This window comes from Mycobacterium sp., assembly GCF_035570115.1.
GTDB lineage: Bacteria > Actinomycetota > Actinomycetes > Mycobacteriales > Mycobacteriaceae > Mycobacterium.
In genome coordinates this window covers 1-12,776 of sequence record NZ_DATMLH010000282.1, presented here as the reverse complement: position 1 = coordinate 12,776, position 12,776 = coordinate 1, and the positions used below count along the sequence as shown (strand labels likewise).

Annotated in this window: 9 protein-coding genes and 1 pseudogene; 7 read left to right on the top strand and 3 right to left on the bottom strand. The window is 65.0% G+C overall.

What is annotated here, in order from left to right; translation table 11 throughout:
- From VNW74_RS26945 to VNW74_RS26925, 5 genes are all read left to right on the top strand, one after another.
- Positions 1-847 (top strand): ester cyclase (locus tag VNW74_RS26945; protein ID WP_325682547.1); only part of this gene is annotated, 847 nt, incomplete at its 5' end.
- Positions 848-899: 52 nt separating this feature from the next.
- Entirely contained in the window at positions 900-1,817 is a 918-nt protein-coding gene (locus tag VNW74_RS26940) for an NADP-dependent oxidoreductase (RefSeq protein ID WP_325682545.1), read from the top strand.
- Positions 1,818-1,952: 135 nt separating this feature from the next.
- Positions 1,953-3,980: an acetoacetate--CoA ligase gene (locus tag VNW74_RS26935; protein WP_325682543.1), complete on the top strand. Its 2,028-nt coding sequence runs from the start codon at positions 1,953-1,955 to the stop codon at positions 3,978-3,980.
- A 168-nt stretch (positions 3,981-4,148) separates the two neighbouring features.
- Positions 4,149-4,865, top strand: coding sequence for a hypothetical protein (locus tag VNW74_RS26930; protein WP_325682541.1), 717 nt, complete (start codon positions 4,149-4,151; stop codon positions 4,863-4,865).
- A 212-nt stretch (positions 4,866-5,077) separates the two neighbouring features.
- The gene (locus VNW74_RS26925; RefSeq protein WP_325682539.1) at positions 5,078-5,746 is read left to right on the top strand and encodes a response regulator transcription factor; all 669 of its coding nucleotides are present in this window, start codon (positions 5,078-5,080) and stop codon (positions 5,744-5,746) included.
- On the opposite strand, the gene VNW74_RS26920 is transcribed toward VNW74_RS26925, so the two are convergent.
- Positions 5,728-7,128, bottom strand: a complete 1,401-nt coding sequence (locus tag VNW74_RS26920; RefSeq protein ID WP_325682537.1) for a HAMP domain-containing sensor histidine kinase — start codon at positions 7,126-7,128, stop codon at positions 5,728-5,730. The genes VNW74_RS26925 and VNW74_RS26920 overlap by 19 nt on opposite strands.
- Positions 7,129-7,337: 209 nt before the next feature.
- On the opposite strand from VNW74_RS26920, the gene trhA reads away from it, so the two are divergent.
- Together trhA and eno are read left to right on the top strand one after the other, a co-directional pair.
- Positions 7,338-8,075, top strand: coding sequence for a PAQR family membrane homeostasis protein TrhA (gene trhA, locus VNW74_RS26915; protein ID WP_414686790.1), 738 nt, complete (start codon positions 7,338-7,340; stop codon positions 8,073-8,075).
- A 70-nt stretch (positions 8,076-8,145) separates the two neighbouring features.
- Complete coding sequence (gene eno / locus VNW74_RS26910) at positions 8,146-9,429, top strand: phosphopyruvate hydratase (protein WP_325682535.1); 1,284 nt, start codon at positions 8,146-8,148, stop codon at positions 9,427-9,429.
- A 13-nt stretch (positions 9,430-9,442) separates the two neighbouring features.
- On the opposite strand, the gene VNW74_RS26905 is transcribed toward eno, so the two are convergent.
- Together VNW74_RS26905 and VNW74_RS26900 are read right to left on the bottom strand one after the other, a co-directional pair.
- Positions 9,443-12,304, bottom strand: coding sequence for an ATP-binding cassette domain-containing protein (locus tag VNW74_RS26905; protein ID WP_325682533.1), 2,862 nt, complete (start codon positions 12,302-12,304; stop codon positions 9,443-9,445).
- Positions 12,305-12,594: 290 nt separating this feature from the next.
- Positions 12,595-12,776 (bottom strand): annotated as a pseudogene (locus VNW74_RS26900) (acetoin dehydrogenase); the annotation flags it as partial.

Sequence of the window (12,776 nt, the reverse complement as noted above, 5' to 3'; positions counted from 1 at the left end):
CGCACTTTTTGACGAGGTGCTCGCCCGCAACTTCGTGTCCTACGCCTTCGACGGGGCCCGCAGCCGCACCGGGACGAAGAAATACTTTGCAGCACTTCGGAACTCATTTGCAGACTTGCACTTCGAAGTTCATGAAAACATCGGCGTCCTGGTCGAGGACGACCTCATTGCATTGCGCACCGTCGTCACGGGAACACACACCGGCGACTACGACGGTGTGCCCGCCACCGGCCGACAGATCCAGACCTCGGTCTCGCATTTCTTCCGCGTGCGCGACGACCAACTTTCCGAGCAATGGCTAGTCATGGACACCTACCGAATCTTGGCCAGGCTCGGCGCCGTCCCCGGCGTGGCCGCCACCTTCCAGCAAATGCTGGGCGTGGCCGAAGCGCCCGACGGAATCTTCAAAGAGCGCCTCGGCACCGACTTCGACGCACCCCGCACGGGCCGACGGCCGACTCGAGACGAGTCGCGCGCGGTCGGGCGGCGCCTCTACGACGGCGCCATCAACACCGGCGTGGCCACCGCCGTGGACGCCTTGGCGGTGGGCTACATCCAAAACACCGGCTGGACCCCGGACGGGCGCGACCACTTCGGCAACGCGTGGGCTATCGGGCGCGGCGCCATGCCGGACGGACTGGCCGTGCACACCCACGTCGTCGCCGAAAACGACCGAATCGCCACGCTCAGCGTCTGGGACGGCACGGTGACCGCAAGCGGACACCAGGTCGACTTCGCCTCGGCCGACTTCTTGCGGATCGAAAACGGTGTCGCCGCCGAACACTGGGACACCGTCGACTACGTCCGGCTCTACCAGTCGTTCGGCCTGCTGCCCGACGACCTCTGACCGGGACAACACCTCGGAATCGACTCGCCTGCAATCAGATCGGAATGAACATATGCCCTTCAGCGTCCAGTTCTCTGAATTCGGTAACACCGATGTGCTGCGCATGGTCGAAGTCCCCGCGCTCAGCCCCGACCCCGGGCAGGTGAGCATCGCGGTGCGCGCCGCGGGCATCAATCCCATTGACTGGAAAACCATGCAGGGCCTCATGCAGCAGGAGTTCACGCTGACGCTGCCCGCAGGCCTGGGATCCGATGTCGCCGGCGTCGTCGATCAAGTCGGCGCTGAGGTGACCGAATTCCGCGTGGGCGATGCGGTCATGGGCACCTCACTGACACCGTCGTTCGCCGAATTTGCACTCGCCGATCCGGCCAGCCTGATCAAAAAACCCGACGACATCGCCTGGGAAGTGGCCGGCAGCGTGGCCGGCGCCGGCGCCACCGCTTACGCCGTGCTCAACGAGCTCGGCGTGCACGCCACCGATACGCTGTTGATCCATGCCGCCGCCGGCGGTGTAGGAACGTTCGCCGTTCAGCTGGCCGTCGCGCGCGGGGCGCGGGTGATCGGCACGGCAAGCGAGTCCAATTTTGATTACCTGCGTTCGATCGGCGCCGAACCGGTGGCCTACGGCGAGGGGCTTCTCGACCGCGTCCGCGCGATCGCTCCGACGGGCGTCGACGCCGTCCTCGACGCCTCCGGCCGCGGTGAAATCCCGCTGTCGATCGAGCTCGCAGGAGGCCCCGAACGCGTCCTGACCCTCGTCGCGTTCGACGCTGCCCCCTCCGGCATCCAAGTCCATATCGGCGGAGCCGGAAGCGAACTCGGTCCCGCACTGCGCGAGATCGCCTCTCTCATCGAGCAGGGGCGCCTCAGCGTACCCATCTGGCGTACCTACCCGCTGTCGCAGACCGCAGCGGCGCTAGACGCCAGCCAATCCGGCCACCTCCACGGCAAAATCGTCGTCCTAGCGTAAAGCGCCCCAGGTCCTGGTCGTGCACACTCCCGCCGCCATCCACAGCAGACCGACTTCCCCTCGCGCTGGCTGGGCCAGCCATCGGCGGTTGCGCGGTCGCGACTCCGTCCGCTCGTCCGCAGAAAGGACCCGACCATGACAACGCATGCGACAACGGATCCGCCAGCAACCTGGCGCCCAACAGCTGAGCAGCAAAAGAACTGTCAATTAGCGGGTTTCATGCAGTGGATGGGTGAGCATCGTGGAATAACCCTGGCCGATTACCGCCAAGTGTGGCGTTGGTCGGTCGAGGATGTGTCGGGGTTTTGGGACGCAGTTCGCGAGTACTTCAGCGTCACCGGAGCGGGGTTCAACGCGCCCGCACTCGCCGTCGAGCGAATGCCTGGCGCGATCTGGTATCCCGATGCGCAAATGAATTTCACCGAAAACATGCTGCGGCACGCGCTTAGGCCCGAATACGCCGACACCGTGGCGATACGCTCGATCACCGAAGACAACCGTGTGCGAACTCTGACATGGCGTGACTTGCACAGCCAGGTCGCCGCGCTGGCCAAGGCGCTTTCCGCGCTCGGAGTCCGGCCCGGTGAGCGGGTCGCGGCGGTGCTACCCAACATTCCCGAGGCCATCATCTGCTTGTTGGCCACCGCGAGCCTCGGCGCGATCTGGACGATCAACTCGCCCGAGCTGTCCGTCAGCGCGACGCTGGATCGACTGGGTCAGCTGCAGCCGGTGGTGCTCATTGGAGCCAGCCATTACCGATTCAACGGCAAAGACATCGATTGCCGAGCCCAGCTGCACGCGCTGCCAGACAAGGTGCCAAGCGTGCGGCACACCATCGTCGTCAACGATCCCGACCATGCCGACGACGCCCCGAGCGGCCGGCAATTGCTGGACTTCACAACACTTGTCAACGACACCGCCGAACCTGCCTATGCGTCAGTGCCGTTCGACCATCCATTGTGGATCTTGTTCTCGTCGGGAACGACAGGAAAGCCGAAAGGCATTGTGCACGGGCACGGCGGCATGACGTTGGAAGCCTTGAAGTTCTATGGCCTCAACCATGACGTGGGCATCGGCGACGTCTATTACGTTGGCGCCAACACATCGTGGATGGTGTGGAACACCCTGGCCTACAACCTGATGTGCGGCGCCTCCGTCGTCACCTATGCCGGCTCCCCAACCTTTGGGCGTGCCGATCGCCAGTTCAACATCATCGCCCGCACGGGCACCACCATGTTCACCACCGGCGCGGCCTACCTGTCACTTGTACAAAACGCGAACCTCCGTCCCGGCCGCGACTGGGACCTGTCGCGGCTGCGATCGATCATGTCCACCGGCTCACCGCTTCCCAACTCCACCTGGCAGTGGGTGCACGAACACGTCAAAGCCGACGTCCATCTCGGATCGGACTCAGGTGGCACCGAAATCTGCAGTGCCTTCATCGGTTCCAACCCGCTCGAACCAGTCCACCTGGGTCGGCTGCAGGGCCCCGAGCTCGGTGTAGCGGTGCAAGCCTGGGATGATTCCGGCGCCCGCGTGATCGGCGAAGTCGGTGAAATGGTGATCACCAAGCCGCTCCCGTCGATGCCGGTAGCGCTGTGGAACGACCCCGACGGCGCCCGCTACTCGGGCGCATATTTCGAGCGCTTTCCGGGGGTGTGGACCCACGGAGACTGGATCACCGAAACCCCCGAGGGGGAGTTCGTCGTCCATGGGCGCTCCGATGCCACCCTCAACCGCGGCGGAGTACGTCTGGGCAGCTCCGACATCTATGCCGCACTCGAGCATGTGCCCGAAGTTCTCGACGCCCTTGTGGTGGGGGCCGAAGAGCCCGACGGCGGCTACTACATGCCGCTGTTCGTGGTGTTAGCCGACGACGTCGAATTGACCGACGAACTCGCCGCCCACCTCAAGGCCACCATTCGCCAGCACACCTCGCCCCGGCATGTTCCCGACGAAATCATTGCGGCCCCCGCCGTTCCGCTGACGCACACCCTCAAGAAGGCCGAAATACCCGTCAAGAAACTCTTCGCCGGGTATGACCCCGCCACCGCCATCGCCAAAGGCGCACTGACCAATCCAGACAGCATCGACTTCTACATCGAGCGGGCCCGCCGCCGCCTGAACACTCGCGGTCCTGGCGACACTCGTGCCAGACCGTGACCGACCCACAGACCTACATCGCTTCGTGAAAGGGATCCGGAATGTACATCATCGCCACGATCTTGAGCATTGAGTTAGTCTTCGCGGTGATAATCTCACAGGATCTTTCGGTGTGAGAACCATGGGCGCCAACAGAATTGGCCACCTCGCGGCGCACATGACCGTGGCGTGGCATCCAGGACAATGCGCCGCAGCGCTGCGCTAGCCGCCGTCGTGGCGGGCGCGCTCGCGGGCACCTGGGCCCGCCGCGACTACCGCGCCTGGCTCGCCATCGGCGAAGGCGGGCTGCCAGCCAACCCCAAGGGCTGGCTGATAACCAGCTACCTGCGGCTGCGCAAGGCCGACCCGATCACGACCAAGGTGTACGACACGCAGATCGGTGCGCTGGGCGCCGCCGCCCACCTCGGCCCGCTGCCTGGCCGCCATGGCCCGCGCCCCACGATCGCCCCGTGGCCGATCCCGCACCGCCAGCTCGATCAGTTCCCGGGGCCCGAGATGAGGGCCGCCCTGGACGGCGTCTTCGAGGACGCGCTCGGTAGGCACGCCGACACGGTGCACTCCAGGCTCAGTCACTTCGAGAAACACAACCCCGCGGTCACACTCCGCGACCCCGCCGCCGGTCATGCCGACGCGCGGCTTAGCGAGGGCGAGACCGCACACATCCATCCGCACGACGGGTCGATGCACATGATCTTCAGCGCCGCCGACGCCGCCACCGTCCTTGACGCCGGGTGGGGCGAGCGCCATCCCCTGGCGGGTGTGCTGCGAGCGCTTCCCAGCACCTACATCTACGTATACCCACCGCGAGACAGGGCCGAGCTCGCCATCGTGGCCCAACTGCTCAACGCCGCGATAGAGCACATGACCAGCACGGGGCAGTCGTGACGGGGCCTGTGTGCTAGGCGGTTTTAAGGCTATGAACTGCATGGATTCCGGTGGAGCTAAGTTGACTCGAACCCCTGCCTTCACCAAGGCGACCCAAATCGGGGATGTGACTGGTGCCCGCGGTGCGCCGGGGCGGAACCGGTGAGTAGCGCCTGACCCGCCTGATTCGCCGCGATCTTCCGCCCACACGGCCCGCGAAGTAGCGTACCGACGTGAGAGTTTTGCTTGTTGAGGACGAGCCACGATTGTCGGCGACCCTGTCTAGGGGGTTGAAGGCCGAGGGCTTCGTCGTAGTCGCCGTCGGCACAGGCGTCGACGGCCTACACGAGGCAATCGAGAACAGCTTCGACGTCGTGGTTCTCGACATCATGCTCCCTGGCCACAGCGGATATGAGGTGCTGCGGCGGATGCGGGCCCAGGAAGTGTGGACACCGGTGCTCATGCTGACTGCAAAAGACGGCGAGTACGACCAGACCGATGCGTTCGATCTCGGCGCGGATGACTATCTGACGAAACCGTTTTCGTTCAGGGTGCTCGTAGCGCGCCTGCGCGCGTTGGTGCGTCGCGGTGCGCCAGAGCGGCCTACGGTATTGACCGCTGGTTCGCTGTCACTGGATCCTGCTCGGCACACGGTCCAACGCGATTCGACCCCAATCACTCTGACTCCCCGTGAGTATGGGCTGCTCGAGTTTCTGATGCGCAACAAGGACACGGTGGTGACGAAAGCCGAGATATTGCGCAATGTGTGGGATGCGCACTATCAGGGTCCCGACAATGTTGTTGAGGTCTATATGGGATATGTACGACGCAAGATCGACGTCCCCTTCGGTACCAACACCATTGAGACGATCCGAGGCGTCGGCTACCGGTTGGCTTGTTGAGGCAACGTCACGATTACGGAAGTTCCGCCGCCAGGGCGGTCGGCAATACTGACCGTGCCGCCGTGCGCGGCCACGACCTCGGCGACGATCGCCAAGCCCAGGCCAGTCCCTCCGCCACTGCGGGCGCGGTCTGAGTCTAGGCGGACAAACCGTTCGAAGACCCGGGCTCGGTCGGCTGAGGCGATGCCTCCCCCGTCATCACTGACGGTGAGTACAACGTTGCTGTCTTGGCTGCCAACATGGATGTCGACACGCGATTTCGCATGGCGCACAGCGTTATCCACGAGATTGCGAACCACCCGCGAGACCGCTGCCCGGTCGCCGATCAAACGCGCCGCAGAGATCGCGGTGTGGATCGTGCAGCCGTCGCGCCGCACCCGAGCAGCCTCCACTTTGGCGAGCTCATCAAGCGGTACCTTCTCCTTACGCACCATCAGGTTTCGTTCATCGGCGCGGGCCAGCAAGAGCAGATCCTCGATCAGCACCCGCATGCGGTGCGCCTCGGGAAGCAGGGTGTCGATGGCCAATTCTGCATCGAGCAGTTCCGGATGCGCCTCGGCGACTTCCAAGCCGGAGATGATGGTGGCCAGCGGACTGCGCAGTTCGTGAGAGGCGTCGCTGAGGAACTGCTGTTGCGCTCGGTGGCCGGCTTCCAGGCGCGCCAGCATTTCGTTCATGGTGACTGCCAAGGCCGAGATTTCGTCACGACTCGTAGGCACGGGCACCCGCTCGGCCAAATCGGAGGTTGAGATTTCAGCCACCCTGCTGCGGATGGCGTCCACCGATTGCAGTGACCGGCGAACGAGCCGGTAGCTGGCGGCTGCTGCGACGCCGCTGATGACCGGCGCGCCGCCAGCCACAAGCAGCGCGACAATCCGCACAGTCGCCTCGACCGCCTCGCTACCGCCGCCGACGAGCACCGTGTACTCACCGGATGCAGTGTTGACCCGCTGACCGCTCACCCGCATGTCGTCGTCGGGCACCGCATCGTCTGACATGCCGCGGCGCAAGTTGAAGTTGAACTCCGTGATGGGTACCAGAGGTTTCGCAGGCGCGGACCCGGCCCGCTTGACCACCTTGCCGTCAGGGGCAATCAGTTGGACCGCGACCACGCGCTGGGTGGTGGTAAGAAGCACGCTGTCGAGATGGTCGGGCGAATCCGAATGCAGGGCATCAACAATGGCGCGAACTCTGCCCGCGGTGGCGTCGTCGACACCCGCTAACAACGACCGATACAAGACCAGGTCGAAGGCCGCGCCCGCGAACGCAAGGACGACCAGGACGACCACCGCCGAGATTGCGGCTGAGCGAGCAGAGATACCCAAACTGGGCAGGCGCAGCAGGCGCACAAGCTCACTTCGCCGCGGCGGCCGGGAAGACACCGACATAGTCTGATTCTGCAGGGCTGGGAGCCGGCTGAGAACAGCGGAGCTGACCGCCTCCGTCAGCCTGCTCAATGCCGTTCTCAGCGGCCTCTCAGCGACCTCCTCATATCCTGGCACTCCCATGAAACCGAACAACGGATCTGTGGCCCAGATTGCTTGGCGCAGAGACGCTAACGGCAATCCGGGTTGCGAGCAAGGGAGGGATGTTGAGCTACCACATCGATGCGGCCCCCCAGTCCGTGGCGCGCCGACCGACCTCTGATTTTCACGGCACCGGACGGCTCGCCGAGTCCGACGCCAGTGTTCCGAGCAAGCCGCGGTTGCGCGGATGGATCCACCTTTATTGCGCCTACGCGGCGCTGGTAGCCGGTTCGGCGTTGGTCGCGGTGTCGTGGGCTGTGGCATCGACGCAAGCTGGGCACGCCACGTTGGCCTACACGTCGGCAATCGTGGCGATGTTTGCCGTAAGCGCGACGTATCACCGTGTCAGTTGGGGTTCGACGGCTGCCAGGAGCTGGATGAGGCGGCTGGACCACTCGATGATCTTTGTGTTCATCGCGGGCACCTATACGCCGTTCGCCAGGCTGGACATGCCGCCGTCGACTGGGCATCAGGTGTTAGCAATCGTGTGGGGCGGGGCGCTGGCCGGAGTGGCGTTGACGCTGTTCTGGCCCGACGCCCCGCGCTGGCTGAGCGTAGCGCTCTATTTGCTGCTGGGTTGGGTGGCGGTTTCGTACGCAGGGACGATCCTGCATAACGCTGGCGTGGCCGCGGCGACACTGCTCGCGGTCGGCGGCGCACTTTACAGCCTTGGCGCGGTGTTCTACGCACTACGCTGGCCCGACCCATGGCCCGCGACCTTCGGTTATCACGAGATATTTCACGGATGTACCGCAGTCGCGGCGATTTGCCACTTCGTGGCGGTCTGCGTCGCGGTGTTCTAAGACAAGCAGTCTCTCAGCGGCTTCTCAGCGGTCGCCGCATAAGCTGGCGCTCCCAAGTTCGGGGAGTTCGTTGATGAAGATCGCATCCGTAGTCGCTCGCCAGGTCCTGGACTGCAAGGCCCGTCCGTTGGTGGAGGTTGAAATCACCACTGACACGGGCTATGTCGGCCGTGGCGCGTCGCCGACGGGCAGTTCAGTCGGCGCGCACGAGGCGTTCGTACTGCGCGATGGAGACCGGTCCGAATACAACGGGCTGAGCGTGCACCGCGCCGTCTCGGCCGTGACCGACGAAATCGCTCCCGTTCTTGTCGGCGCGGAACTCGACGACCCGCGGTCCCTGGACCGGGTGCTGATCGAGCTCGACGGCACGCCGGACAAGCATCGGCTTGGCGGAAACGCCATCTACTCCACCTCGATCGCGCTGCTGCGCGCGGCGTCCGCGGCGGCGGGCACGCCCACCTATACCTATGTTGGTGGACTGCTGGGACTGAAACCGCCGACCACGGTGCCGGCGCCTAGCTTCAACATGATCAACGGCGGCCGCTACGCAGATATCTTCCAGACGTTCAACGAGTTTCTCGTCGTGCCCTATCGCGCCGACTCCATCGAGTCGGCGGTTGAAAAGGGCGTGAGTCTGTTCGGCGTGCTCGGCGAGGTGCTTGCGCGACGGCTGGGCCGCGCGCCGCTGATCGCATCGTCGTACGGGTACGTCGCTCCGTCCAGCGACCCGCGTGTCGTCATGGAGGTGCTGTCCGAGGCTGTCGAGCGCGCCGGCTGTGCCGACATCATGGCGTTCGCACTGGACTGTGCCTCTAGCGAGGTGTACGACAAGAGCTCGCAGACGTACGCATTCAACGGCGAGCGGGTGACCGCGGAGGCCCTGATCGATTACGCACGGGCGCTATCGGTGGACTTCCCGATGGTGTTCATCGAGGACCTGCTGAACGGGGATGACTGGGACGGGTTCACCAAAGCGGCGCAGACCATTGACCGCTCAATCATCCTCGGCGACGATCTGATCGTCACCAACCGAGACCGCCTGGAAAGGGCCGTCACGACCTCAGCTGTCGACGGCTTCATCCTCAAGCCCAATCAGGTCGGGACCATCGCCGAGGCACTGGATTGCTTCGAATACGCATCGCAGAACGCCATTCTGACGATCCCGTCGGGCCGATCCGGCGGTGTCATCGACGATGTCGTGATGGACCTGGCGATGGGACTAGGCGCGCCGTTCCAGAAGAACGGCGCGCCGCGGTCGGGCGAGCGCATCGAGAAACTCAACTTCCTGTTGCGCGCGGCCGAACGCATCCCGAATTGCGCGCTCGCAGACGTGCCGGCACTGGTGCGGTTCTGAGAGCTGTCGGCCGCTAGACGCCCAACAGCAACGCTGCCGCCAAGACGGCCGCGCACACCGCCGACGCGATCGAAAGTGCCATCCAGTCAGCACGTTTCGGCTTCGACGGGACCGCCGAGATCTGACCGGTGCCGCCGCGGGCGGTGATCGCATCGCCCATCTCGTCGGCCCGTCGCAGTGTCACTGTGATAACCGCAACAATCAGGTCGATCACGTCTGCCGCCAATTGCCTGAGACGGGCCCTGCGGGTGGGCGGTTTCGCTTTGGGCCGCAACCGGCGAGCAGCGTAGAGCACCCGGAACTCATCGATCAGCATCGGGAAGGTGCGCAGTGCGAGCGCCAATGCGACAGACCAGTCGTCGACCGGGACGCGCAATGGTCGTAGTCGGCGACCCAAAGTGGCGACTGCGGGGGCGATTTCGGCAACATTGGTCGTCCACGACACCAGCGCGCCCATCCCGAGCAACACGACCGACAGCGCGGTGAAACGCAGGAATTCCAATAGGCCCCCGAGACCGAGCGCGACCGTGCCCACCTGGATTTGCGGACTGCCACCGGCCAATGTCGCAGTGATACCGACGATGGCCAGCATGATCCACAGCCAGCGCGGCGGCGACGGCAGCACGCCTCGGGGGATATGGGCGACCCACGCTCCCGCCAGCACCAGTGCGGCCACAAGACCGATCGCCATCCATCCCGGATACAACGTCAACATCATCGAAATGCCAAAGGCAACAATTAGTTTGGTGCCGGCCCACAGCTCGTGGATTGCGGAGGGCCCGGGCACGGGGCGCAGCAGCACAACGGGTCGACGTGGGCGGCGGGTCCGGTGCTGCGTCGGCGGGCGCGCCGTCAGCTCACTTACCTGGGCCGCTGCCGGCGCCGGTTCCAGCAGACCGTCGTGCAGGTGCAGAGTGCGTGGGCATAGGTCCTCCAGCCCCGCGAAGTCATGTGAAATGACAACAACGGTCAGACCGGTGTCACGGCGCCGGTCCGCGAGCAGCCGCACAAGACCGCGCTGGCTAGCGGCGTCTAGTCCGGCGAGCGGCTCGTCGAGGATCAATACCCGCGGTGACCGCGCGAGCAATCCGGCCAGGACCACGCGCCGCATCTGGCCGCCGCTGAGCTGGTCGATGGGCCGCTTGGCCAGCGCGGCATCCAGGCCGACGGCGGCCAGCGCTTCTGCTACGCGACCCTGATCGTCAGGTGAAAAGCCGCCCGCCGAAGCCACTTCCAAGTCGACACGGCTGCGCATCAACTGCAATCGGGCCGCCTGGAACTGGAGCGCTACGGCGCCGACCTGCTCAGAGGCGAGCCGCTCGTCAAGCAGACAAGTACCGGTGGTGGGTACCGTCAAGCCGGCCATGATCCACGCCAGCGTCGACTTACCGGAGCCGTTGCCGCCGTGGATCAAAAGCCCGTCGCCCTCATGCACTACGAAGCTGATATCGCGGAGCGCGGTCTGCGCCCAGGGGGTGCCATTCCCGTATTCGTGGCCGACGCCTGCGAGAGTAAGCACCGGCACGTGAGAGTGGTGTCCTGCCGTGACCGTCGGAGTGGGCGGGGCCGCAGTCTCGACCATGGCGGTGTTATCCAGCGAGTCGCTGAGATTGATTGTGCGGTCGGCGTAATCAGCCTCGTTGTTGTAGTGGGTGATGTGCACCAGCGCGGTTTGGTGATGGTCGGTGAGACCGGACAGGACGGCCAGCAGCGCGTCCCGGCCCTGCTGGTCGACCATGCTGGTGACCTCGTCGGCAATGAGCAGCGCCGGCTCCCGCGCCAGCGCAGAGGCCACGGCGAGGCGCTGCAGTTCCCCGCCGGACAGGCCGCCGGTGTCGCGTTCGGCGAGCCCGTCCAGCCCGACTTCACTGAGTAATCGGTTGACATCGGTGGTCTTGCCGGGAGGCAGTCCCCACACCACGTCGTCGGCGACCCGCGTGCCCAGCACCTGGCTTTCCGGGTGCTGCATGATGACGGCGGTGCCACCGAGTTGACCGAGACCCACCGCACCAAGGCGTTCGACCGTGCCCGAGGTCGGTTCGCGGCCGGCCAGGATCAGCATCAGCGTGGTCTTCCCGGAGCCGTTGGCACCGGTGACCGCAACGTGTTCGGCTGGCCGCACATTCAGGCTGACCGCACGCAGTGCGTCGTGGTCGGTGTGCGGGTAGCGCAGCCGCACCTCGTCCAGCCGCACCGGGACCGGCTGGATCGGCCCGGTGCCGGTCGACGCGTCCAGTTTGTGCACATCGGGAATGCCGCCCATCCGCTCCAGCACGCGCGAGAGCGCCCACCAACCGATCAGCGAGGCGCCCATGATGGCGACGACGGCGAATCCGAGGGCGAGCCACTGCCAGTAATCCAATGCTCCGGTGAAGATCCGCTTGACCTCCTGCGCGACCGCCTGCAGGTGCGGCACCCGCGCCAGGACTGTCGCGAGTCCGTCCACGGCCGCGGTGATCGCGTGGAACAACAGCTGCCGAAGCGGCTCCAGGACCGTCAACGCGGTGACCACCACGGCACCGGCGACACCACCGGCGCCAAAGGACGCCGCGGCGACGGTCGGCAGGCCGTGACCGCGCCGTTTCACGATTCCAGCCAGCCCGCCGACATAGGCGCAGAGCGCGACCGCCCCGAAGCCGCTGAAGCCGACTACCAAGAAGCCGATCACAGCGGCTGCGACCGTCGCGGTGATCAGAACGCGGATCCGATAGCGGTAGGCCAGCACCCCCATCGGCACAGCGCCCAGCAGACCCAGCCCACCTGCGTGCGGGAGGACGACCGCAATGATCGCAATCGCCGCGCACAGAGCGCCCATCACCGATGCCTGCGCTAGTTCGCGGGGTCGTAGCGATCGAGCCTGACCAAATCCGCTCATCGACGGCGTGTGACTGTCGTCGGTATCATCCCGATAAACCGCGTGAATCATATTGCCCCGTAACCAAATCGAGCGCACGACGCGTTTGCCTGGTAAGCGTAGAAGCGCATCCTGAACATGGGAGCGCCAGCCTACAAACGGTCCGCTGAGAACTCGTTGAGAAATTCGCTGACCTCGAGGTCCCCCGGGCTGTGACCTGCGGTTTCTAGTGGAGCTAAGGGGACCCGAACCCCTGCCTCTACGTTAGGAATCGGGCGCAGTTGGCATAGCGCCGTTTTCAGCGGCTCGGTTTACTTCGCCCAGGGAAAGAATTTCGCCACCGCTGTCGCGATGATCCGCTGATAGGACGGGCCGATGACTCGAGCCAGCACATCAAGAGCCTTCGCCTCCCAGCCGATCACTACCCGGGCGCGGCCTTTGCGGACTCCATCGATGATGGTCTCTGCGGCCATCTCGGGCGAATGGATTGCCA